Genomic DNA, 23,966 nt, shown 5'->3' with positions numbered 1-23,966 from the left:
CCAGCATGTTCTCTCAAGCCCATGGCCCCTTGTCGCCGCTGCTGTCGGTGATGGTTTTCATCGCGGTGGTGCTGCTGCTCGAAGGCCTGTACCTGATCTGGAAGACCTACAAAGGACCGCAGGCCAGGAAGATCGAACAACGCCTGAACGCCCTGTCGGCGGCCGGCGACGGCTCGGCCCAGTCGCACCTGCTGCGCGAGCGCATGATGAGCGAGCTGGCGCCGTTCCAGCGCTTTTTGCTGCGCCTGCCGCGCGCCCACCAGCTGGACCGCTACCTGCTGCAAGCGAACCTGAACTGGACTGTCGCCAAGCTGCTGCTGGCCTGCGCGGCGCTGGGGGCGGCCGGTTTCCTGCTGGTGACGGCGCTGCTGCACCAGCCCTTCCTGGCCGGCACCATGGCCGCCGGCCTGCTGGCCTGGCTGCCGCTGGCCTACGTGCAGCGACGCCGCCGGCGGCGCCTGACCAGGCTCGAACAGCAGCTGCCCGACGCGCTCGACCTGCTGGCGCGGGCCCTGCGCGCCGGCCACGCCTTCGGGGCCGGCCTGCAGATGATCGGCGAAGAGATGGCCGACCCGATCGCCGGCGAATTCCGGCTGGTGCACGACGAGATCAACTTCGGCGTCTCGCTGGAACAGGCGCTGGGCAACCTGAGCGTGCGCGCGCCGGTCACCGACCTGCGCTACTTCGTGGTGGCGGTGCTGATCCAGCGCGATTCGGGCGGCAACCTGACCGAAGTGCTGGGCAACCTGAGCCGCCTGATCCGCCAGCGCCTCAAGCTGTTCTGGCATGTGCGCGTGCTCTCGGCCGAGGGGCGCATGTCGGCCTGGCTGCTGTCGCTGCTGCCGTTCGCCATCGGTGGCCTCATGAGCGTGTTCAATCCGGCGTTCATGGCGCCCTTGTGGACCGACCCGCTCGGCCAGAACCTGGTGCGCGGCATGCTGTTCTCGATGGCGCTCGGCGTCCTGCTGCTGCGTCACATCATCCGTATCCGTATCTGATTCTTATCTGGAGGAGACCATCATGTTCGTGCTCGCTGCCCTGGTTTGCCTGGCCGTTACCGCCGCCGTCGCCGGCCTGTTCATGCTGCTTGTACCGAGCCGCCTGCTGCGGCGCCTCGACGCCATCGGCAACCCGGCCGCGGCAACCGACTGGAGCGCCACGGTGGCGCAGGCGGTCGGCCCGTTCGCACGCGTGCTGGCGCCGGCCGGCGACTGGGAAAGCTCGCCCCTGCGCCTGCGCTTCATCAACGCCGGCATCCGCCATGCCGATGCGCGCCTGATCTACTTCGGCCTCAAGACCGTTCTGCCGCTGGTGTTCGCGGGCGCCACCTGGCTGCTGCTGCGCGCTTTTACCAGCATGGACGAGATGACGGTGCTGATGAACCTGGGGATCGCGGCGCTGCTTGGGTGCCATCTGCCGAACCTGGCGCTGTGGCTGCGCCTGCGCGAACGCAAGCGCGAGATTTTCGAGCGCTTTCCCGATGCCGCCGACCTGATGCTGGTATGCGTGGAAGCGGGCCTGGGACTGGACGCGGCCCTGATCCGGGTGGCCGACGAAATGGCCATGAGCAGCCGCGCCCTGGCCGAGGAACTGCACCTGACCAACCTGGAGATGCGGGCCGGCGCCAGCCGCGCGCAGTCGCTGCGCAACCTGGCGCTGCGCACCGGCATCGAGGAAGTCGGCACCTTCGCCACCATGCTGGCGCAGTCGGATAAATTCGGCACCAGCATCGGCGAATCGCTGCGGGTGTTTTCGGAAGACCTGCGCCACAAGCGCCAGGTGCGCGCCGAAGAACACGCGGCCAAGGTGCCGACCAAGATGCTCATTCCACTGGCGCTGTTCATTTTCCCGGCGATCATCATGGTGGTGCTGGGACCGGCGATGATCATCATCGTGCGCACCATCATGCCGGTGCTCAGTGCCCAGTGACGCGCTCCTGGGGCTGGCCGGGTTTGCGGGTTTTGCCGGGTTCGACCAGGCCATGGCGGATCGCGTACACGTACATGCCGAGCCGGTTGGGCACATCGAGCTTGCGGTAGATCGAACTGAGATGGTTGCGCAAGGTGTGCTCGGAAATGAACAGGCGCTGCGCCACCTCGTGGTTGGCGCTGCCGCTGTGTTCGACGGCGGCGCTGACGATGGCGCGTTCGCGCGCGGTCAGGGCGGCGTGTTTTTCGGCCGGCGGATCGGGGCGCAGCGCGCGGCGCCAGCCCAGCATCTGGCCGAACACGCGGTCCATGGTGCCGGCGTCGAACCACAGTTCGCCGCGCTGGATCTTGGCGATGGCCTTGATGACTTGTTCGGCCGTGACTTCCTTGTGCAGGATGCCGCGCGCGCCGCGCCGCACCGCCAGGTCGAGCAGTTCGGGATCGTGCGCGGCGGTCAGCACCAGCGCGCGCGAGACGCCGTTGGCGAGCAGCTCGGGCAGCAATTCGACGGTGGACACCCCGGCCAGGTCGAGGTCGAGGTCGAGCAGGATCACGTCCGGCGCCAGTTGCGCGGCGCCCGCCAGCGCCTCGTCGCAGGTGCGCGCCGTGCCCACCACGGCCATGCGCGGGCGTTCGGCGTCGACCAGGGTATGCAGGCCCCACAGCATGGTCTGGTGGTCTTCGACCAGCATCACTTTAACGGTATCGTGCGCTTCGCTTTTCATAATGGGATCTCCACGGTGACAATGGTCTCGCCGGCGCTGTCGTGGTGGACCACGGCGGCGCCGCCGAGAGCGCCGGCGCGCTCGCTCAGAGAACGCGGCTGGAACGCCGGCGGCGCAGTGCCGTCGTGCGGGTTGATGATGTCGATGCGCAGGATGGCGCCGGTGCAGCGCAGGGCCACGGTGGCCGTGGCGGCGCCGCTGTGGCGGCACACGTTGCTGATGCCTTCGCGCACGATCTGCAGCACTTCCGCGCCGAGCCGGTCGCCCAGCGCCAGGCCGGGCGCGGCGTCGATGCGGATCTCGACGCCGTAGGCGGCCGCTGCCTGCGCCGCCTGGCGCCGCAGCGCGGCCAGGAACATGGCGTCGTCGGCGCCGGGTGCGGCGCAGGCGCGCTGGGCGTCGTCGCGCAGCTGGGCGATGACGTCGGCCGCCATGCTCACCAGCCGGTCGAGATCGGCCGCGAGCGGGTTGCCGGGGGAGGCCTTGCGGCACAGCGCCACCAGGCCGAGCTGCAGGCCGATGTAGGACTGGATTGCGCTGTCGTGCAGGTCGAGCGCGATCTTCTTGCGCTCGAGCGCGGCGGCGTCGGAGGCGATGCGGTCGAGCAGGTCGATGCGGTCGATGGCGTGCAGGCCCTGCTCGGCGATGCGCTCCAAAAACAGGGCGTCGCCGCGGCCCAGGTGGCGCGTGGCGGCGGCCACGATGAGGCGGCCCTTGCCGCGCCCGAAGCTGACCGGGGCGCTGATGAAGGAGGCCGCGCCCAGCAGCTCGGCCTGTTCGCGCAGGCTGGCGGGAGCGTACCCGGTCCAGGCGGCGCTGTCGCCGGCGTGGCTGAGGGCGGAAGCGCCGAACGCGCGCCAGCAGCGCCACGCGCGCACGTACAGCAACACGCCGGTGCGCGCCGCGGGCAGCATGGCGCGCGCCAGGGCGGGGGCGACCGCGATGGCGGGGGCCACCGCGGGGCCGCCGGCCCGCACCGTGCGCAGGGTATGCACGCCGCTATCCGGGTCGTCGAGCAGCATCAGGCAGCTGTCGGCCATGAAGAAGGCGCGCACCCGCTCCAGCGCGGCGGTCATGCTGCGCTCGATGCCGAAGCGCGGGTTGGCCACCTGGTTCAATTCGCGCAGCAAGGCCTGGCGGCGCGCCGCCAGGATATGCAATTCGCCCAGTTGCGCGATCACGCGCCCGAACGCGAGCAGCACCACGGCGCGCAGCAGCACGCGCCCCGGCGCCACCTCGGGCAGCGTGATGATGGCCGCCAGGTAGTACAGCAGGACCGTGGCGATGGTCACGCGCACGCCTTCGGCCAGGCCGTAGCGCAGCGATGCGACCACGATGGCGAAAAACAGGAACACCAGCGGGAAGATGTCGGCCTGGCCGACCGCGGCCACCACCGCCGCCGACACCGCCACGTCGAGCCGGTGGCGCAGCTTGCCGCGGGTCCAGCGCGGCTGGCACCGGGGACACAGGTAAACCGCCGCGCACAACAGCGCGTAGGCCGACAGGACCATCAGCGCGGTGAGGTTGGCCGGACCGGGGCCGGCGTGGTCGAGGATGGCGACCAGGACGGCGCAGACGGTCAGCACCAGGCGGATGCGCGCGACCAGCTGGCTGTAGGCCACGTCGGACTGGGCCGCCGCGCAGGCCGCGTCCTTGTCCAGGGGGGTGTCCGCAATTACCATCGTCGTCGCTTCCGTTCGCCGCCACGTGATCGTGCCTGCCGCCGCCCGCCAACGGCGCCGGACCGGTGTTGCTGTTGCTGCTGTTGCAAATAGATTATTGATTGTAGGTTGTTACTTTTGCGCGCCCATGACGCGCGTCACAGCATCGGGCTATGGGGAACAGGACGCGATGCTGTGGCTTGGGAAGGGGCGAAGGATGCGCGGCGATGCCGGCCGGAATGAACTTGCGAAGTCAGCGTGTCGGCCGGGACCACAGTCCGGCCGACATCAGGCGCTGCATCAACGGGGCGCGCTTGCCATGGCGGTCCACGAAGGCGCGCAGCAAACGATGGTAGTCGTCCATGTTGCCGCGTAAAGCATACGCATCGGCAAGATCGGCCATCGTGCGTTTGACAGCGTCGTACGAGGATGCTGTTGCCCGTAGCGCCTTCTGTTCCATGTCGCTCCAGCATTGTTCAGCATTGTCGGCGACGCTGTGCAGATAGGCGTCGCGCTGTTTGCGGGCGGCCTCGTTGCGCCGCAATTGCTCGTCCGCTTGCTGTTTCATGCGAACTGCTTCGGCCTGCTTTGCCAGAACCCGCAGATCGGCGACGCTGCGTTGTCCGGGATTGCCTGGCTCGCCAGAGCCACTCTCGTTGCGCCATACCCGAAAGGCCGACTTGACCCGGCGCTCCGCCTGCTGCGACTCGCCGTGCAACAGCATGTTGAAGACAAGGCGCATCTCCTTCTTCGGCAAGCCTGCGATCCACGCTTCAACGCTGTCGTCGTCGAGTCCCGCATCCTGCCCGGCGCTCCCCGCCGCCGCCGCGGCGAGCAGGTCCGGATCGATTTCCAGGAACGCGGCCAATGCCTGCTGCGCGGCAGTCAGCCGGGACAAGCCCGCGGGAACAGCCGGTTCCAGCGCGTCGTCATCGTCATCGCCCATGCTCACGCCGGCGAGCCAACCGAGATACAAGGCGCGCAGGTCGCCACGCAATAATTCGTCGCGCACGGGCAGAAGGCGATCCATCCAGCCTGGGCCGTCCTCCATGCAGAAGCGCTCGTCGTCGCCGCCCTCCTCCAGCGACCAGTCGATGACCAGGCCGGACCTGGTTTCTTCGCAGTTCAGCGAGGTTTGCGTCTGGAACGGCGCCACGTCGGAGCGACGCAGGGTCTTGGACGGGAGGCGCAGTACGAGACGGCAAGTACGCCAATTGGCGGAGTACACAAAGGCGTCGAAATAGCGCCGCATCCATTCTTGCGGGTCGCCTTTCAGATCGCCCCAGTGGTATTCATTCACAAAACCGGCTGGCGAAATAGTCGCGCGCGTGGATATCAAACGCAGCTCGGCCATCTCGTCCCGGCTCAAAGGCCGGTCGACCGCACGGAATTCGTAATATTGGTACTCGCTCACTTGGACACTTCCTTTCTGGTCGTCAGTATTTGTCGGGGACGGACAGCCATCTCGACATCAGCGGCAAAAAACCCCGCCATCGCGATCGATGAACGGGGTTCTTGTGACCGGATGGCGCCGCTATCCGCGCCTTGTCCGATTAGACTTAGACGTTGAACAGGAAGTTCAGCACATCGCCATCCTTGACCACATATTCCTTGCCCTCGGCGCGCATCTTGCCCGCTTCCTTGGAGCCCGCTTCGCCCTTGTAGGCGACGTAATCGTCGTAGGCGATGGTTTGGGCGCGGATGAAGCCGCGCTCGAAGTCGGTGTGGATCACGCCGGCCGCTTGCGGCGCGGTGTCGCCCACGTGGATGGTCCAGGCGCGTACTTCTTTCACGCCGGCGGTGAAGTAGGTCTGCAGGCCGAGCAGCTTGTAGGCGGCGCGGATCAGGCGGTCAAGGCCCGGCTCTTGCATGCCCATATCGGCCAGGAAAGCACCTTTGTCGGCATCGTCGAGGTCGGCGATTTCGGCTTCGATGGCGGCGCAGATGGCCACGATCGGCGCGTTCTGCGACTTGGCGTAGGCGGTCAGCTGGTCGAGCAGCGGGTTGTTGACGAAGCCCGTGTCGGACACGTTGGCCACGTACATGGCCGGCTTGGCGGTGATCAGGCACAGCGGCTTGATCAGCAGCATCTCGTCGGCGTCCAGGCCCATCGCGCGCACCGGCTTGGCGTCGTTCAGGAACGGCATCATGCGTTCCATCAGCGCGACCAGCTTGGCGGCATCCTTGTCGCCGGAACGGGCTTTCTTGTTCTCGCGGTGGATGGCTTTTTCGACGGTGCCCATGTCGGCCAGCGCCAGCTCGGTCTGGATGACTTCGATGTCGTCCAGCGGGCTGACCTTGCCGGCCACGTGAATCACGTTGTCGTCTTCGAAGCAGCGCACCACGTTGACGATGGCGTCGGTTTCGCGAATGTGCGACAGGAACTGGTTGCCCAGGCCCTCGCCCTTCGACGCACCGGCGACCAGGCCGGCGATGTCGACGAATTCGACGATGGCGTTGACCATGCGTTCCGGCTTGACGATATCGGACAGCGCAGCCATGCGCGGGTCCGGCACCTCGACCACGCCGACGTTCGGCTCGATCGTGCAGAACGGATAGTTTTCGGCCGGAATACCGGCCTTGGTCAGCGCGTTGAAGAGGGTGGACTTGCCGACGTTGGGCAGGCCGACGATGCCGCATTGGAGACTCATGAAAAACCTTTAATTATCAATAAGTTAGGCGGATGCAGATCGTGGCGTAACACGCCAGGCAAGACTTTTACGTCAACCACCGTCACTACTATGAATGGCAACAAAACTCCCACAAATGCAGCGCGATGGCTGAATTTTATGCGAGTTTTGTCAAAGAATACGGCTATTGTAACCCTCCGCGACACCCTTCTCCAAAAGCTGCGTTGCCCTGCCTTGTTCGGCTACGCCTGTTTTGGCGTACTGATCCTCAATCCCGGCTTGGCGTAGATACCAGGAAACGTTGGGATTGACAATGAATATGTGAGTCCCCGGCCAGAACGGCATCCGGATTGCGTCATGCGCCGTCGTCGTTCCAGCAGATGCCTTTGATCACGCCGCCATTCAGAACGCCCGAATGCGCGACAGGTCCGGCCGCGCGACGAACGCGGCAAACTCGTCGCGCAGGCGCTGGCCCTGGCCGATTGCCTGCTGCCAGTTTCGGATGCGCGCGTCATGGTCGAGGCCGTAATAGCTGAAGTCCTTGCGATCCAGTAGCTTGCCGCGCGGCAGGGTGCTGAGGAAATGCGGGGTCGGCGCGACCAGCAGCACGTTGTCGAGCCAGCCGCACTGGGGACCGCGCGCCATGCGCCGCCATGGCATTGCCTTGTCCAGCCAGCCCGGCACGATGTGCTCGCTGAAGTGCGGGTACAGCACGATGTCGCCAGGCGCCAGATTGGAGTACGGCAGCGCCAGGTGATAGTCGACCAGCCCGCCATCCCAGTAGGCGCCGGGCGGGGCGCCGGCGATATTGCGCACCGGCTGCATCAGCATCGGCAGGGTGCCGGAGGCCAGCAGGGCGTCGGCCAGATTGCTGCTGTCGAGGGTGGCGAAATGGGTGGTGAAGCTGTCGAAGCCGGGCGCCATCCAGGCCGGGGCGCCGCGCGCGTCGCTGACGATGACCCGTTCCGCCATGCGCGCCAGGCTGGCGCGCGATGCCAGGTTGAGCAGCGCGGCGGCGGCGAAACCGGTGGCTTCGGCACGCCGGTGCGCCGGCGCGGCCAGTGAACCCCGCCCGCGCGCCGCGATGACATGCAGGCGGTGGTGAGGGTGAGCGGTCACTTGCGCTTCGTGGCCGCCGACCAGTTCGTGCAGGAGCTTGCGGCAGACGCTGTCGATTTCCTTTGGTGACGGCTTGGCGGTGTAGCGCTGGCCGCAGTACAGCTCGCCCAGCCTGGCGAAGGCGGCGACCGGGTCGGCCCGGCAGGCGGCGGCCATGCGCCAGGCCCCGATCGAGGCGCCGATCAGGGCGCGCTCGCGCGGCGCTTGCGCGAACCAGTCGCCGAACAGCCATTGGTCGAGCGACTGGAAAATCAGGCCCTTGGGACCGCCGGCGGCGGCCGGAACGACGGCAATGTCGCGCGCGCGCAGGCCGTGCTGGCGGATATGGGCCAGCGCGTGCGGGCCGGCGTGGAAGGAAAGTGCGTGCATGGTGCGATTATGGCGACAAGTGGGCCGGTGCGGCAAGTCGCAGCGCGACCTGAAGTACAAGCGACGACTCCCATCCCCCTCCATGATCCGGGCAAGCCGTCCACGCTTGTGGATCCGGGTCTGCGTTGCGACGCTGTCGTCAGCGGAGGAGCCCCGATTCCTCCGCCGTTCCGCATTCTGCGCACGCGCGGCTTTTCGTGAGAACATGTCAGGCTTGTATCCAAGAGAAATGCTGAGAAAACGATGGTCTGCCTGGCGATAAGCACACAAGGCTTGCGGGAAATCTTGACGTTCGCTGACCATTCTCGTATCGACATCCGGTGTGGTGCCGATGCGTTGTCAACAGCGGAGTATCAGATGCCGGAATACCGCAATCTCTCCCGCTTCGATGATTCTCTTGCGCAGGCGGACGAAGCGACAATGGCCGACGCGCTATCGGCAATCCGGGAGCATCATCCACAAGAAATAATGTGGGTCGAGAGCATCGCTGGCTGAATATTCTGCTGTTCCCAACCGCGATTCGACACGGCGACGCGCTCATGCGGATGCACCACTCTGCATCATGACAGCAGCCCGGCCGCCCGAGCACGATTGCGGCAGCTCAAATCCGGCCGAAAGCGCCTGCGTAACATGGTCCGCTGATGCCTCATCCGGAGCCCTTCATGCCCACTTGCCTTGCCGCAGTATTGAGCGCCCTCCTCCTTCTTGCCAACACCAGCGCCGCCGCCAGCGCCGATACCGGCACCGATCCCGCGATCGTCATCGACAAATACCTCCAGCATTATGTGGTCGAGACCGACGGCAGCTACCGCCTCACGGTCGACAACGTCAAGACCATCGTCCTGGCGCGCGCGGTGCAGGCGCACAGCCAGTACGTGATCAGCTACAACACCGGCCTGGACGAACTGGGCGAGGTGGAGGCCTTCACCATCAAGCCGGACGGCCGGCGCATCGCGGCGCCGCCGCAACAGCTCAATGACCAGCCAGACCCGGCCGCGAGCGACGCGCCCATGTTCCAGGATGCGCGCCTGAAAATCGTCACCTTTTCCGAGGTCGCGGTGGGCGACCAGGTGGCCATCCGCTACGTGCTCACGCGCAAGCGCGCCTTGTTTCCCGGGCACTTCGAGGATTTGTCCTCATCGCAGTTTTACGCGAGCAAGCAGTTTCACCTGATCTACGACATGCCGGCGTCGATGACCTTGTATGCCGATGCGGCCGGCTTCGCACAGGTGCCGGCAAGCAGCGCATCGGGGCGCCAGGTATACCAGTGGAAATATGTCAGCGGCCCGAACCGGCGCATCGAGTCGGACTCGGTCAGCTATCTCGATTACGGCAAGCGGCTGGCGGTGTCGACCTTTCCCAACTACGCCGCCCTGGCGCGCGCCCATCATGCCCGCGCCAGGGCGCAGGCGGCAGTCACCCCGACCATCGCCGCGCTGGCGCGGGAAGTGACGGCCGGCCTCGACACCCCGCGCGCGAAAGCGCTGGCGCTGTCGGAATGGGTGCGCCGTCAGATCCGTTACGTGGCCGTGCCCATCGGCGCCGGCGGCGTGCTGCCGCATCCGGCCGCCACCGTGCTCGAGAACCGCTACGGCGACGCCAAGGATCACGCGATCCTGCTCGAAGCGCTGCTCGGCGCGGCTGGCATCGACAGCAGCGCCGCGCTGGTCAACAGCGGCAATGCCTACCGCCTGCCGGACGCGCCCACCCTGGGCATCCTCAATCATGTGATCACCTATATTCCGGCGCTCGGGCTGTTTCTCGATGCCAGTTCGGATGCGGCCGAGGCCGGCTATCTGCCTTCCGCCCTGCTCGGCAAACCGGTGCTGCTGGCCGCGACCGGCAAGCTGGCGCATACGCCCTCGATGCAGCCCGAGGTCAACCGCATGCTGGCGCGCGTCGAGGTCGGGCGGAACGGGCGCGGCATTCTGGACGTGGTGCGCACGGCCGGCGGCGCGCTGGCCGAAGCGTACCGCCAGGCGGTGCGCGACACCGCGCCGGCCGAGCGCGCGCGCTTCGTCGAGCGCATGCTGCAAGCGCTGGGCCAACACGGCGACGGCAGTTTCGATGTCGGCCTGCTCGATGGCGCGGGCGACGAATACCGGATGGGTTTTGCGGGCGTGAGCGACAATCTGGCCGACCTGCCGGGGCCGGCCGGCGTGGCAAGCAGCTTCAATTTCTGGGGCGGAACGAGCGAGTCGGTCGAGGCCATGGCGGAGGAAACAAGGCGCACCCAGGACTTCATCTGTCCCGCGCTCGATAGCGCCGACGAGACCGTGATCACCTTCGCGCCCGGCATCCGCATTCTGGCGCTGCCGAAGGCGCTGTCGGTGAACGAGGCCGGCCTGTCGTACCAGGCCAGCTACGCGCGCCTGGGCAACCGGGTGCTGGTCACGCGCAGCCTGCGTTTTCGCCATGCCAGCCGGACCTGCACGCCGGCCGACTACCAGCGCATGCGTGCGCCGCTCGAGCGCATGCAGCGCGACCTGCGCAGCCGGATCATGGTCAAAGCCGGCTAAAACCCGGCTTTACGCGGTATGCAGCTGCATCGTCGCGATATCGAACTTGCCTTCGACCGCCAGCGGCAGGATGCGCAGGCTCTTGTCGATGGTCTCCTCGATCAGGATCTGCTCTTCCTTGCGCGGCCGGTGCAGCACGAAGTCGGCCACCGGCTGCTGCGAACCGAGGGTACGCGGATGGCCGATGCCGATGCGCAAGCGCCAGTAATCCTGGGTGCCGAGCGAGGCGGTGATGCTCTTGAGGCCGTTGTGCCCGCCGCTGGAGCCGCCCTTTTTCATCTTGACCACGCCGGGCGCCAGGTCGAGCTCGTCGTGCACGACCAGCACCTCGTCGGGAACGATTTTGTAGAAACGCGCCAGCGCGCCCACCGATTGCCCGGACAGGTTCATGAAGGTTTGCGGTTCGAGCAAAAAGACTTCCTGGCCGGCGATCGCGCTTTTCGCCACGAAGGCATTGAAGCGCGACTCGCGTTGCAGGCGGCAGCCGGGCAGGCTGTTGGCGAGCTGGTCAACCAGCCAGAAACCGGCGTTGTGGCGGGTCTGTTCGTACTCGGGGCCGGGGTTGCCGAGGCCGACGATCAGGCGAATGGGCATGGTGTTCTACATTTTCAAAATGGAATGCAAGGATAATAGACGATAAAAAACCCGCTGGACGCGAGGCCAAGCGGGTTCTTCTTCAACAAGCCGCTTGCGCGGCGCGCGAATGATTACTTCTTGCCCTTGCCTTTGGCAGGAGCGGCAGCAGGTGCCGCTTCGGCGGCGGCGGCGGCGGCGTCAGCTTCAGCCGACACGTGGCCAGCTGGAACAGCAGCGGTGGCAACGGTTGGGTTCTTGCCGTGGGTGATCGCGGACACGCCTTTTGGCAGGACCAGGTCGGCAACGTGGATCGAGTGACCAACGTCGATGTTGGTCAGGTCAACGGTGATGAACTCTGGCAGGTCGGTTGCCAGGCACGATACTTCCAACTCTTGCAGCACGTGCGACACGATGGCGCCGTGCAGTTTGACTGCTGGCGAGACGTCGGCGTTCACGAAGTGCAGGGCGATTTTCTTGTGCAGCTTGCTGTTGGCATCGACGCGCTGGAAGTCAGCGTGCAGGACCAATTGCTTAAATGCGTGCATCTGGAAGTCGCGCAGCAGCACTGGCTGGGTCTTGCCGTCGATTTCCATTTCCAGGACCGAACCGTGGAACGCTTCTTTTTTCAGTGCGTGGTACAGCGCGTTGCCGTCCAGTTGAATCATGACAGGGGCTTCAGCGCCACCGTAGATGATACCTGGGGTTTGACCAGCGATACGCAGGCGGCGGCTCGCTCCGGACCCCTGCAGATTGCGATTGAATGCGATAACTTTCATGTGAAACTCCAAAAAGTGCGGGGCTTGATCGCCCTGCGGTGTGAGCGCCCCCGCGACCAGGGGCACTCGAAAACGGCCACGCTGGCGTGGCCGGAAAAATGGGTACTGAAATAGACTTCAGGGTGGCGAGGCCGGGAGCTGCGTGCTCCCGCCTTGCCACCCTGCGCCTCGGGTATTTCCGCTGACTGATTTAGTCGATAAACAGGGACATCACCGAATCGCCCTTGCTGATCCGCTTGAACGTTTCAGCGAGCAGCGGTGCGCAGGTCAGCTGGCGAATCTTGTCGCACGCCAAGCCGGCGGCCGACAGGGGAATCGTGTCGGTCACAACCAGTTCGTCCAGCGGCGAGGCCGAAATGCGGTCGATCGCGGGACCGGACAGCACCGGGTGTGTGCAATACGCTACCACTTTCTTGGCGCCGCGCTCCTTGAGCACTTCGGCGGCCTTGGTCAGGGTGCCGGCGGTATCGACCATGTCATCCATGATGACGCAGTTACGGCCTTCGACTTCACCGATGATGTTCATCACTTCCGACACGTTCGCCTTCGGGCGGCGCTTGTCGATGATGGCCAGGTCGCAGCCGAGGCGTTTTGCCAGGGCGCGCGCGCGCACCACGCCGCCGACGTCCGGCGAGACCACCAGCAGGTCGTCGTAATTGCGTTTTTGCAGGTCGCCCAGCAGGATCGGGGATGCGTAAATATTGTCAACCGGGATATCGAAGAAGCCCTGGATCTGGTCTGCGTGCAGATCCATGATCAGGACGCGTTCGACACCGGCTTTTTCCAGCATGTTGGCCACGACTTTGGCCGAGATGGCCACGCGCGCCGAACGCGGACGGCGGTCCTGGCGGGCATAACCAAAGTAAGGGATGGCGGCGGTGATGCGGCCGGCGGACGCGCGCTTGAGGGCGTCGACCATCAGGATGATTTCCATCAGGCTGTCGTTGGTCGGTGCGCAGGTCGATTGCAGGACAAAAACGTCTTTACCGCGGACATTCTCGTTGATCTCGACCATGACTTCGCCATCCGAGAACTTGGAGACGACTGCTTTGCCGAGAGGGATGCCGAGATTTTTTGCGACTCCTTCAGCCAGCGCAGGGTTAGCGTTGCCGGTAAAAACCATCAGGTTTTCGTAAGCCATGGGAGTCCCAAGAGGTAAGCGTTGATTTCTTTGAATGATGTCGCCGGACAGAACCGGCCGGCTGACGCTAAGCTAACAAGTGACTCGCGAGAGCGAGGCCACCGAGTCCGCCTGCTGGACGCGCACTTCGCATCGACAGACCAGGCAAAACGAATGGCAGGGGAACAAGGATTCGAACCTTGGTATGCTGGAATCAAAATCCAGTGCCTTAACCAGCTTGGCGATTCCCCTACGCAACTGACTGCTTGTCGTCACACTTGACATTTTATCGTCAAACACAACGCCAGGCCAAATTCTATTCTATAACCGCACTAACTTGCAACACCGTGTTGAGAGGATGATGCATCAGCGCTTTTGCTTTCCATGCTTTCCAGACGCCTGGCACTTGTTGAAGTACCGTATCAGCTTCCGTTTCGCTGGAAAACGCGCAAAACACACACGCTCCCGAGCCAGTCATCCTGGCATCACCGTGAGCCGAGAGCCAGTCGATCGCCTGTGCTACCGGCGGGAACAAACTCACTGCCACTGCTTGCAAATCATTTTTTCCGAACCCCTTGAACACTGTGTGTTTCATGGTGTGTCTGGAAAAGTCCGTTATTCTGACCGGCGCCGTGTCCCTTGTCAACTGTTCTGAGCAAAATATTGCTGCGGTCGGTACAGCGACCCCTGGTTCGATCACCAGATACCAGCAATCCGGGGCCTCCACCGCTTGCAGCGCCTCGCCCACGCCTTCGGCAAACGCGGTCTGGCCAAAAATGAAAAACGGGATGTCGGCACCCAGCGGCAGCGCCAGCGCCATCAGTTCTTCGCGGGTGAGTCCCGCTTGCCACAGGGCGTTGGCGACCATCAGCGCGGTGGCGGCGTCCGAGGAGCCGCCGCCGAGCCCGCCACCCATCGGCAGGCGCTTGTCGATGGCGACGTCGATGCCGGGCGGCGGGTGGCCGTGGCGCTCTTCGCAGGCCGCTTGCAGCAGCACCAGCGCACGCACGATCAGGTCGCTCTCTTCCGGCACGCCGGGCACCTCGGTGGTGCGGCGGATGCGCCCGTCCGCGCGCAGGTCGAAGTGCAGCAGGTCGCCATGGTCGACCATCTGGAACACGGTCTGCAGCAGGTGGTAGCCGTCGGCGCGGCGCCCGTTCACGTGCAGGAACAGATTGAGCTTGGCCGGGGCCGGGCAGTCATGCAGGAACCTTGCGCGCATATCAGCCTTGCGGGTCGATCACGATGCGAATTTCCATCGCTTCCACGGTGGCGCTGGCCACGCGGGCGACGTCGATGCGTTTCGGCATCGGCTTGGCCGCCCCGGCGCCGGCTGTATCTTGCCAGCTCACGTAGGTCAGGCGCCAGCCGTCGGCGGTGGTGACCGTGTTGGCGGCCGGCGAGGCGGCGAAGCGCTGGCCGTCGGCGCCGGTGGCGTAGCCTTGCAGCCAGTCGCGCAGGCCCGAGACCGGCAGCGACCAGCCCAGCGCTTGCGCGGTCAGGCTGTCGATGTCGCGCGCCACGCGCGGCGCGCGGTCGCCCTGGGTCAGGGTGGCCGACTCGGGCGTGACGGAGATCGTGGCGATGGTCTGGCCCAGCGGCGAAGCCAGGCTGACGTTGACCGCGGCCGGGGTCTGGTTCCAGTTGAACTTGCCGGTCAGGGTCTCGGTCTGGCCGTCCTTCTGGTAGTTCACGGTCAGGCGGCCACCCAGTTCAATCGCGTCGCGGTAGGCGGCCACGCCTTCCCTGGACAGGTTGGCGTCCGGCGTGGCGCAGGCGGACAGGAGCGCGGCGCAAGCCAGCACGAGGAAGCGGTTTTTAAGCATCATGGCAGTGGGGCGGCGTGAGGAAGATGCGCGGCATTATGACCCATCACAGCTTGAGCTGCAGCCGTGCAAGCGTGCTCTTGAGCGTGTCGTTCTTGGGATCCTTGGCGCGCGCTTCGCGCCACAGCTGCTGGGCGTCGGATTTCTGGCCCTTGTGCCACAGCACTTCGCCCAGGTGCACGGCGATTTCGACATCGTTGCGCAGGGCGTAGGCGCGGCGCAGGTGGGCCTCGGCTTCGTCCAGGTTGCCCAGGCGGTACTGGACCCAGCCCATGCTGTCCATGATGAAGGGATCGGCCGGGGCCATTTTGAGGGCCTTGTCGATCAGCGCCAGCGCTTCGTCCAGGCGCACATTGCGCTCGGCCAGCGAGTAGCCCAGCGCGTTGTAGGCGTGGTGGTTGTCGGGCGCGAGCTGCATGACCTGGCGCAGGTTCTTTTCCATCACCTCGACCTTGCCCATTTTTTCGGCCAGCAGGGCAAAGTCGTACAGCAGGTCGGGATTGCTCGGGAAGCGCGCGGCGCCCTGCTCCATCACGGCGTACGCCTCATCCATCTTGCCGGCGTCGCGCAGGACCTGGGATTGCACCAGCACAATTTGTACCTGCTGCGGCACCTGCTGGGCCGGTTCGTCGGTCTTGAGGGCGGCCAGGTAGGCGCGCGCGCCCGCCAGGTCGCCCTGCTTGCCCATCAGCTGGGCGCTACGCAGCTGCGCCGCGAACCAGGTCGGCGCGTCTTCCTGGTCGATCTTGTCGAGCCAGGCGCGGGCGGCGGGAACATCGCCGCGCTCTTCGGCCAGTTGCGAGAGCATCATCAGCACCTTGGCCGGATCGCGCTCGTCGCTCGGGTTCTTGTCGAGCAGGGCGACGAAGCCGGACAGGTAGGTTTCGGCCGAGGCCGGGTCGTTCAGCTGCATCGACAGGATGCCCAGCGCGTACAGCGTGCCCGGATTGTCGGGCTGTTCCTTGAGCAGGGCCACGAATTCCTTGCGCGCCGCTTCGTACTGCTTTTGCGTCACGAGGATGCGGGCGTGGGCGGCGCGCACTTCGCGCGCCCCCGGATTGGCGGCGAGGAATTTTGCCAGCAAGGCGGCCACGTCGGCCTGCTCGCCGCTGACCTGGGCCAGGGTCAAGACGGCGATCTCGGAATCGGGCTTGATGCGCAGCGCTTCCTGCGCATGGCCCAGCGCCACCTCGCCGGCGCCGCGCGTGTAGGCCGACTGGGCCAGGACCACGCGCGCTTCGCTCATGCCGCTGTAGGGCGCCAGCAGGCGTTCGAGCAGCGCCCCGGCGGCGGCCTTGTCGCGCGCGCGCGTGAGCAATTGCTGGATCTGGTACATGACCAGGCCGCGGCTGGCCGGCGGCGCGTCGCGCAGGCGCGCGGCGAACAGCGCGCCGGCTTCGCCGAGGTCTTCGGCCATCACCGAGGCGGCAATGTAGTACTGGGTCGCTTCGTCGGACTCGGGCGCCAGTTCGCGCCACAGGCGGATCGCGGCCAGCGATTCGCTGCCCTGCTGAGCGGCCTGGGCCATTTCGGCGGCGCGCTGCGCCAGGCGCGGGTCGCGCGTCTGCTGGGCCAGGCCCAGCATGGTCATGTACGGCCCCTGCCAGGCGCCGCCGCGAAACTCGAATTCGGCTTTCATCAGCTTGTAGAGCATGTCCTTGGTCAACACGACCTTGGGCAGCTTGAGGTCGGGGGCCGGCTCGTCCGGCGCGGAGGCGCGCTCGCCTTCGGCCATCACCTCGGCGGACGATGGCATGGGGGCCTCGGCAACGGCCGCTGCCGGGGTGGGCGCGGGGGCGCTTGCCGGGGCCTCGGTCTGAGGCGTGGGCGCCACGGCGCACGCCGAGAGCAGTCCGGACAGGGTTACAATGACGAAAGCGTTTTTCAAGGTGGTTCCAGAGTGACAGCTGATGTCCGATTCTACGCCCAACCCACGCTTCGCGTACGGGACCGCCGCGCCACAAACACGAATTTTCTGATCACATATGCCTGAACTGCCCGAAGTAGAAGTCACCCGGCGCGGCGTCGCGCCCCATATCGACGGCCGCCTCGTCGAGCACGTGCTGACGCGCCGGGAAGGCTTGCGCTGGCCGTTCCCGCCGGGCCTGTCCGAACTGCTGGCCGGGCAGCGCATTTTGCACACCGGGCGGCGCGGTAAATACTTGCTGATCGCCTTCGATCATGGCACCCTGATCATTCATCTGGGCATGTCCGGCCACCTGCGCGTGCTGCCGCTGGACACGGAAGTGAAAAAACACGACCATTTCGACCTGGTCGTGGCCAGCGACGCCGGCCCGCAAGTGCTGCGCATGAACGATCCGCGCCGCTTCGGGGCGGTGCTGTGGCATCCCGGCGATGACGGCGAACTCGACCAGCATGTGCTGCTGCGCGGCCTCGGCGTCGAGCCTTTGGGCGACGGTTTTTCGGGCGAATTGCTGTACCGCGAGACGCGCAAGCGCTCGGCGCCGATCAAACAGGTGTTGCTGGCGGGCGATATTGTCGTCGGCGTAGGCAATATCTACGCGTGCGAGAGCCTGTTTCGGGCCGGAATCAACCCGAAAACGCCGGCGGCGCGCATCGGCCGCGAACGCTACAAGCGGCTGGCCGAGGCCATCCGCCTTATCCTGTCTGAGGCTATTGTGCAAGGGGGCAGCACTTTACGTGACTTTATTGCTGTAAATGGGCAATCGGGCTATTTCCAACAGACATATTTCGTCTATGATCGTGCTGGAGTGCCTTGCCGCAACTGTGGGGCAGAGATTCGTCAGATCAAGCAGGGACAGCGGTCGACTTTTTATTGTGTAAATTGTCAAAAATGACAATCGAGCAGGATTCGCAAGAACCTGTACGCGAGGGCAATGTGAGCATAATGGTGCAAGATTTTGAGCAGTACAGCGCGTGGCGTCAGGACGTGGCGATGGCGCTGGAAAAGTATCAGATGTGGGTCAATGCGGCCGAACTGACCGACGCGGCAACGGAGCAGCGCATTGCGCGCGCGCTGGCGCGCCTGGCCGACGACCGGCTGTCGGTGGCGTTCGTGGCGGAGTTTTCGCGCGGCAAATCCGAACTGATCAATGCGATTTTCTTTGCCGATTACGGCCAGCGCATCCTGCCGTCGGCGGCCGGGCGCACCACCATGTGCCCGACCGAGCTGATGTACGACCCGGCGTTCCCGCCCTGCATCCGCCTGTTGCCGATCGAAACGCGCGCCAGCAACCTGTCGACCAGCGATTACCGCGACGACCCGGCCGCCTGGACCGTGCTGCCGCTCTCGCTCGACGCCGGCGAGGAAATGCACGAGACCTTCAAGCAGGTCAGCATGACCAAGCACGTCAAGGTCGAGGAAGCGAAGCGCTACGGCCTGTTCGACGAAACCGATCCGGACGTCGCCGCCACGCTCGACGACAACGGCATGATCGAAATTTCGCTGTGGCGCCATGCGATCATCAACTTCCCTCACCCGCTGCTCAAGCAAGGCCTGGTCATCCTCGACACGCCTGGCCTGAACGCGATCGGCACCGAGCCGGAACTGACCCTGAACCTGATTCCGAACGCGCACGCGGTGCTGTTCATCCTGGCCGCCGAAACCGGCGTGACCAAGAGCGACATCGAAGTCTGGCGCACGCACATCGGCGCCGGCGCCGGCCGCATCGTGGTCATGAACAAGATCGACGCGATGTGGGATGAGCTCAAGACCGAGGAGGAGAACGACGCCGAGATCGAACGCCAGCAGACCACCGTGGCGCACATGCTGGCCCTCGAACCGCGCCAGGTGTTCCCGGTATCGGCCCAGAAAGCCCTGGTCGGCAAGATCAACGGCGACATGGCGCTGCTGGAGAAGAGCCGCCTCGGCGCGCTGGAAGCGGCCCTGTTCAACGAACTCATTCCGGCCAAGCAGGACATCATCCGCAAGCAGCTTTCGGACGACTTGAACGCGGTGGTCGGCACCCAGCAGGCCACCATCGGCGCGCGCATCCGCGACATCGTCGAGCAGCTGCAGGAATTGAAAAGCCTGCGCGGCAAGAACCAGGGCGTGATCGCCCACATGATGCGCCGCGTCGAAGTCGAGAAGAAGGAATTCGACGGCAGCCTGTTCAAGCTGCAGGGCACGCGCGCCGTGTTCGCGCGCCTGTCGACGGAGCTCTACACCACGCTCGGCATGGACATCGTGCACAAGGAAATCGCCGCCGTGCGCGAAGCGATGGCCGCGTCGCGCTTCGTCACCACCGGCATCCGCGGCCCGGTCAAGCACTTCTTCGACCAGGCGCGCGGCAATCTGGACATCTCGAACCGCAAGATCGCCGAGATCAGCGAGATGATGGAAATGATGTACCGAAAATTCGCTGCCGAACATGGCCTGAGCCTGGCGGTGCCGATGACGCTCTCGCTCGACAAGTACCGCAAGGAGATCGACGCCATCGAAGAGGTGTACGTCAAGCAGTTCGGCACCACCACCTTGCTCATCACCAGCCGCGACGCCGTGATCGAGCGCTTCTTCGATTCGATCGCCTCGCGCGTGCGGCGCAGCTACCGCGCCGCCAACGCCGATGTCGAAGCGTGGCTGAAGGTGATCATGTCGCCGCTGGAGGCGCAGATCCGCCAGCACAAGGACCAGCTCAAGCACCGCCTGGCCTCGATCCAGCGCATCCACGATGCCACCGACAGCCTGGAAACGAAGATCGAATCGTTCGAAGCGAGCCAGTTCGCGCTGGAGAAGGTCAAGGGCCGCCTGACCGACCTGGCGGGCAACGTGGACACAGCCATGCAGCGCAGCACCGCGCAAGCATTCGAAGCGGCTGCGTGAAGAGACTGACCGAGTTCGGGCAGCTGGAAGACCCCTCGTTTTCCGCTGCCGTCATCGACTGGCAGAAGTCGCACGGACGCCACGCCCTGCCGTGGCAGAACACGCGCGATGCTTACCGCATCTGGCTGTCCGAGATCATGCTGCAGCAAACGCAGGTGGCCGCGGTGCTGGCGTACTATGCGCGCTTCCTGGAACGCTTCCCTACCCTGCACGACCTGGCAGCGGCGCCATCCGAGGATGTGATGGCGCAGTGGAGCGGCCTTGGCTACTACACGCGCGCGCGCAACCTGCACGCCTGCGCCAAGCGCGTGCTCGACGAATACGGCGGCATCTTCCCGAGCGACCCGGCGCTGCTGGCCGACTTGCCGGGTATCGGGCGTTCCACGGCGGCGGCGATTTCCGCATTTTCCAGCGGCACCCGCGCCGCCATTTTGGACGGTAACGTCAAGCGCGTGTTCGCGCGCGTGTTCGGCATCGATGAATTCCCGGGCGTAAAGGCGGTCGAAGATGGCTTGTGGCGGCGCGCGCAAGCGTTGCTGCCGGCTGACGGCATCGAATCGGGCATCGAGTCATATACGCAAGGCTTGATGGACCTGGGAGCGACCCTCTGCACGCGCAGCAAGCCCGATTGCGCACGCTGTCCCTTGCAGGAGCGCTGCGTGGCCTACGCCACCGGCCGCACGGCCGAACTGCCGGTGCGCAAACCGAAGAAAACCATCCCCGAAAAACAGGCGGCCCTGCTGGTCGTCATCGAAGGCGGCCAGGTGCTGCTCGAACAGCGCGCGCAGACGGGCATCTGGGGCGGGCTGATGTCGCTGCCGGAAGTGGACGGCCATGCCGTGCGCGGCGTGCTGGCCATCGACGCGGTGGCGCCGGCGGCCAGTGCCCTCGGTGAGGTTGAAGAGATTCATGCGCTGCTGCCGCTGGTGCACGTGTTCACGCACTACCGCCTGCATATCGCGCCGTTCCAGGTGACGCTGTCGCAGCGTGCGCCATTGAATACGCCCTACCTGTGGTGGGACCTGGCACGCATCGACAGCGCTCCGCTGCCGGCGCCGGTCAAGAAGCTGCTGCTCGACCTGAGCGCGCCCTCCCTGTTCTGACTACAAATCCTCGAGCGAGAAAATGCGCCGGTGTTCGCGGATCGCGTAGCGGTCCGTCATGCCGGCGATATAGTCGGCGATCTTGCGCGCCTGGCGCGTGACGTCGCCGCCAGCGAACTGATAATCGGGCGGCAGCAGCACCGGTTCGGCCATGAAGGCGTCGAACAGTTCGCGCACGATGCGGCTGGCCTTCACGCGCATCCGGTTCACCTTGAAGTGGCGGTACAGATTGGCGCGCAGGAAGCGCTTGAGCTCCGTCGCATCCTTGCGCATCGGGTCGGAAAAGCGGATCAGCGGGCCGCTGGCGCGCACCGCGTCAAGGTCGGCCGGCGCCGCTTCGGCCAGCAGCACGCTGGAGGTTTCAATCAAATCGTCGGCCAGCACGGTGATCAGGCGGCGCAGGGTTTCGTAAATGGCGCGCCGGCCCGACAGGCCCGGATACGCCTTCTGCACATCGTGCCAGCGGCGCGCGAAAAAGTCGACTTCCTCCAGCTGCGCAATCGTGATCAGGCCCGAGCGCAGGCCGTCGTCGATATCGTGGCTGTTGTAGGCGATTTCGTCGGCCAGGTTGGTCAGCTGCGCTTCCAGCGAGGGCTGGGTGCGGTCGATGAAGCGCTGCGCCACGGGGCCGAGCAGTTTGGCGTTGGCCAGCGAGCAGTGCTTGAGGATGCCCTCGCGCGTATCGAACATCAGGTTCAGGCCATCGAAGGCGCCGTAGTGCTCTTCGAGTTGGTCGACCACGCGCAGGCTTTGCAGGTTGTGCTCGAAGCCGCCGTGCTCCTTCATGCATTCGTCGAGCACATCCTGGCCGACATGGCCGAACGGCGTGTGGCCCAGGTCGTGCGCCAGCGCGAGCGCTTCGACCAGGTCTTCGTTCAGGCGCAGGTTGCGCGCCATGGAGCGGCCGACCTGCGCCACTTCCAGGCTGTGCGTCAGGCGCGTGCGGAACATGTCGCCCTCGTGATTGAGGAAGACCTGGGTCTTGTATTCGAGCCGGCGGAAGGCCGAGCAGTGGATGATGCGGTCGCGGTCGCGCTGGAACTGGCTGCGCGAGGCGTGCGAGGTTTCGGGATGGCGCCGGCCGCGCGCCGTCTCCGAATGCACGGCGTACGGGGCGAGGTGGGCGTCGGGGTTCATGTCAGCCGACGCAGGCGGCCAGGGTGGCCAGCAGTTGCTCGCGCGGGGCGCTGGTGATGCTCGGACTGCCCAGCGGCTTCATCAGGATGAACTTGATGGCGCCGCCTTCGTTCTTCTTGTCGACTTCCATCAGTTCGAGCCAGCGTTCGGTGCCGAGGTCGGGCGCGACGGTCGGCAGGCCGGCGGCCGCGACCAGGGCGCGCATGCGCGCCACGGTGGCCGCGTCGACCAGTCCCAGACGGTGCGACAGGTCGGCCGCCATCACCATGCCGCAGCCGACCGCTTCACCGTGCAGCCAGGCGCCGTAGCCCATGCCCGCCTCGATCGCGTGGCCGAAGGTGTGGCCGAAGTTGAGGATGGCGCGCAGTCCGCCCTCGCGTTCATCCTGGCGCACCACGTCGGCCTTGATTTCGCAGGAACGCGAAATGGCGTGCGCCAGCGCGGCCGGGTCGCGCGCCATCAGCTTGCCGATGTTCGCTTCGATCCAGTCGAAAAATGCGGCGTCGATGATGGCGCCGTGCTTGATCACCTCGGCCAGGCCGGCCGACAGTTCGCGCGGGGCCAGCGTGTCGAGCGAGGCGGTATCGGCCAGCACGGCGCGCGGCTGGTAAAAGGCGCCGATCATGTTCTTGCCGAGCGGGTGGTTGATGCCGGTCTTGCCGCCGACCGAGGAGTCGACCTGCGACAGCAGGGTGGTCGGCATCTGCACGAACGGCACGCCGCGCATGTAGCTGGCGGCGGCATAGCCGGTCAGGTCGCCGATCACGCCGCCGCCCAGGGCCACCATGGTGGTCTTGCGGTCGCACTTGTGTTCGAGCAGGGCGTCGAAGATGGTCATCAGGCTGTCCCAGCTCTTGAACTGTTCGCCGTCGGGCAGGACGATTTCGAGCACATCGCGCCCGCTGGCGCGCAGCGGCGCGGCCACGCGCTCGAGGTACAGCGGAGCCACCGTGGTATTGGTCACGATGGCGACCTTGCGCCCGGCGATATGGCGCTCGAGCAGCGCCGGGTCGGACAGCAGGCCGGCGCCGATGGTGATCGGGTAGCTGCGTTCGCCCAGGTCGACGTTGAGGAAGATCCGGGATGGTTCGGTATTCGGTACTGGGGATGCTTGTGAGGCTTGTGATGGTGGCATATTGGACCCACGCGCTGTTCTCGCGGCGGCTGGGCCGAGCGCGGACAGTTGCGTCAGAATTGTTTGGACCATCGATTGTACGTTAGGTCGGCCCGTGTCGATCACCAGGTCGGCAATCTCGCGGTACAGCGGCTCGCGCTGGGCCGTCAATTCTTCGAGTTTCTTGCGGGGGTCGGCCGTTTGCAGCAGCGGCCGGCTTTTGTCGTGGGTGGTGCGCAGCATGATGCTGTTGACGCTGGCGCGCAGGTAGACCACGCGGCCACGTTGTTTCAGATAGGCACGGCTGGCGGGGTCGAGCACGGCCCCGCCGCCGGTGGCGAGGACGAGGCCGTCCTGCGCCGTCAGGTCACGGATGACCTCGGCCTCACGGCGACGAAAACTCGCCTCGCCTTCGATTTCGAAAATCCACGGGATCGTGGCACCGGTGCGGGCCTCGATCTCGTGGTCGGAATCGACAAAGCGCTTACCTAGCTTCCTGGCAAGAATACGGCCGATGGTGGTTTTTCCCGCCCCCATCAGCCCTACCAGGAAGATATTC

At 65.5% G+C, this 23,966-nt stretch carries 20 protein-coding genes and 1 tRNA gene; 7 read left to right on the top strand and 14 right to left on the bottom strand.

The features are described 5' to 3' along the window. Positions 1–5 precede the first annotated feature (5 nt). The gene (locus F2P45_RS04350) at positions 6–998 is read left to right on the top strand and encodes a type II secretion system F family protein (RefSeq protein ID WP_166870854.1); all 993 of its coding nucleotides are present in this window, start codon (positions 6–8) and stop codon (positions 996–998) included. A gap of 22 nt (positions 999–1,020) precedes the next feature. Further along, on the top strand, positions 1,021–1,929 hold the full coding sequence (locus tag F2P45_RS04345) for a type II secretion system F family protein (RefSeq protein WP_166870852.1): 909 nt from the start codon (positions 1,021–1,023) through the stop codon (positions 1,927–1,929). Here the strand turns inward: F2P45_RS04345 and F2P45_RS04340 are convergent. The 5 genes from F2P45_RS04340 to F2P45_RS04320 form a co-directional block, all read right to left on the bottom strand. Then, a complete protein-coding gene (locus F2P45_RS04340) occupies positions 1,916–2,653 on the bottom strand; it encodes a response regulator transcription factor (protein WP_166870850.1) in 738 nt (245 codons plus the stop codon). The two genes, F2P45_RS04345 and F2P45_RS04340, sit on opposite strands and share 14 nt — an antisense overlap. Further along, positions 2,650–4,335, bottom strand: coding sequence for a sensor histidine kinase (locus F2P45_RS04335; RefSeq protein ID WP_166870847.1), 1,686 nt, complete (start codon positions 4,333–4,335; stop codon positions 2,650–2,652). The genes F2P45_RS04340 and F2P45_RS04335 overlap by 4 nt, the downstream gene beginning before the upstream one ends. 232 nt (positions 4,336–4,567) lie before the next feature. Continuing rightward, entirely contained in the window at positions 4,568–5,728 is a 1,161-nt protein-coding gene (locus F2P45_RS04330) for a hypothetical protein (RefSeq protein WP_166870845.1), read from the bottom strand. A 145-nt stretch (positions 5,729–5,873) separates the two neighbouring features. Then, positions 5,874–6,965 carry a redox-regulated ATPase YchF gene (gene ychF, locus F2P45_RS04325; RefSeq protein ID WP_166870843.1) on the bottom strand — a complete coding sequence of 364 codons (1,092 nt, stop codon included), beginning with the start codon at positions 6,963–6,965 and terminating at the stop codon, positions 5,874–5,876. Between the two features lie 381 nt (positions 6,966–7,346). Next, entirely contained in the window at positions 7,347–8,432 is a 1,086-nt protein-coding gene (locus F2P45_RS04320) for a patatin-like phospholipase family protein (RefSeq protein ID WP_166870841.1), read from the bottom strand. A 285-nt stretch (positions 8,433–8,717) separates the two neighbouring features. Here F2P45_RS04320 and F2P45_RS04315 point away from each other — a divergent pair, with 285 nt between their 5' ends. Both F2P45_RS04315 and F2P45_RS04310 read left to right on the top strand, forming a co-directional pair. Continuing rightward, positions 8,718–8,927: a hypothetical protein gene (locus F2P45_RS04315; RefSeq protein WP_223164671.1), complete on the top strand. Its 210-nt coding sequence runs from the start codon at positions 8,718–8,720 to the stop codon at positions 8,925–8,927. Between the two features lie 167 nt (positions 8,928–9,094). After that, positions 9,095–10,951: a DUF3857 domain-containing transglutaminase family protein gene (locus F2P45_RS04310; RefSeq protein WP_166870837.1), complete on the top strand. Its 1,857-nt coding sequence runs from the start codon at positions 9,095–9,097 to the stop codon at positions 10,949–10,951. Positions 10,952–10,960: 9 nt separating this feature from the next. Here F2P45_RS04310 and pth read toward each other — a convergent pair whose 3' ends face one another. From pth to F2P45_RS04275, 7 genes are all read right to left on the bottom strand, one after another. Then, complete coding sequence (gene pth, locus F2P45_RS04305) at positions 10,961–11,545, bottom strand: aminoacyl-tRNA hydrolase (protein WP_166870835.1); 585 nt, start codon at positions 11,543–11,545, stop codon at positions 10,961–10,963. A 113-nt stretch (positions 11,546–11,658) separates the two neighbouring features. Continuing rightward, a complete protein-coding gene (locus F2P45_RS04300) occupies positions 11,659–12,303 on the bottom strand; it encodes a 50S ribosomal protein L25/general stress protein Ctc (protein ID WP_166870833.1) in 645 nt (214 codons plus the stop codon). Positions 12,304–12,493: 190 nt separating this feature from the next. Further along, complete coding sequence (locus F2P45_RS04295; RefSeq protein ID WP_054265879.1) at positions 12,494–13,444, bottom strand: ribose-phosphate pyrophosphokinase; 951 nt, start codon at positions 13,442–13,444, stop codon at positions 12,494–12,496. A gap of 154 nt (positions 13,445–13,598) precedes the next feature. After that, a tRNA-Gln gene (locus F2P45_RS04290) sits at positions 13,599–13,675 on the bottom strand. 64 nt (positions 13,676–13,739) lie between these two features. Further along, complete coding sequence (gene ispE, locus F2P45_RS04285; protein WP_166870831.1) at positions 13,740–14,645, bottom strand: 4-(cytidine 5'-diphospho)-2-C-methyl-D-erythritol kinase; 906 nt, start codon at positions 14,643–14,645, stop codon at positions 13,740–13,742. A gap of 1 nt (position 14,646) precedes the next feature. Then, positions 14,647–15,252, bottom strand: coding sequence for an outer membrane lipoprotein LolB (locus F2P45_RS04280; protein ID WP_308613304.1), 606 nt, complete (start codon positions 15,250–15,252; stop codon positions 14,647–14,649). A gap of 43 nt (positions 15,253–15,295) precedes the next feature. After that, positions 15,296–17,137, bottom strand: a complete 1,842-nt coding sequence (locus tag F2P45_RS04275) for a tetratricopeptide repeat protein (RefSeq protein ID WP_166870829.1) — start codon at positions 17,135–17,137, stop codon at positions 15,296–15,298. Positions 17,138–17,234: 97 nt separating this feature from the next. Here F2P45_RS04275 and mutM point away from each other — a divergent pair, with 97 nt between their 5' ends. Genes mutM through mutY form a run of 3 tightly spaced genes read left to right on the top strand, consistent with a single transcriptional unit; the run spans position 17,235 to position 21,156 of the window. Next, positions 17,235–18,068 (top strand): bifunctional DNA-formamidopyrimidine glycosylase/DNA-(apurinic or apyrimidinic site) lyase, encoded by an 834-nt coding sequence (gene mutM, locus F2P45_RS04270; protein WP_166870827.1) that lies wholly within the window; start codon positions 17,235–17,237, stop codon positions 18,066–18,068. A gap of 50 nt (positions 18,069–18,118) precedes the next feature. Beyond that, positions 18,119–20,053: a dynamin family protein gene (locus F2P45_RS04265; RefSeq protein WP_166870825.1), complete on the top strand. Its 1,935-nt coding sequence runs from the start codon at positions 18,119–18,121 to the stop codon at positions 20,051–20,053. Continuing rightward, positions 20,050–21,156 (top strand): A/G-specific adenine glycosylase, encoded by a 1,107-nt coding sequence (mutY, locus tag F2P45_RS04260; RefSeq protein WP_166870823.1) that lies wholly within the window; start codon positions 20,050–20,052, stop codon positions 21,154–21,156. The genes F2P45_RS04265 and mutY overlap by 4 nt, the downstream gene beginning before the upstream one ends. Here mutY and F2P45_RS04255 read toward each other — a convergent pair whose 3' ends face one another. Beyond that, entirely contained in the window at positions 21,157–22,293 is a 1,137-nt protein-coding gene (locus tag F2P45_RS04255) for a deoxyguanosinetriphosphate triphosphohydrolase (protein WP_166870821.1), read from the bottom strand. A gap of 1 nt (position 22,294) precedes the next feature. Beyond that, positions 22,295–23,944 carry a bifunctional shikimate kinase/3-dehydroquinate synthase AroKB gene (gene aroKB, locus F2P45_RS04250; protein WP_166871158.1) on the bottom strand — a complete coding sequence of 550 codons (1,650 nt, stop codon included), beginning with the start codon at positions 23,942–23,944 and terminating at the stop codon, positions 22,295–22,297. Positions 23,945–23,966: the final 22 nt, after the last annotated feature.

This window comes from Massilia mucilaginosa, assembly GCF_011682145.1.
Classification (GTDB): Bacteria; Pseudomonadota; Gammaproteobacteria; order Burkholderiales; family Burkholderiaceae_D; genus Telluria_A; species Telluria_A mucilaginosa.
This window is presented reverse-complemented; position numbering and strand designations above follow the sequence as displayed.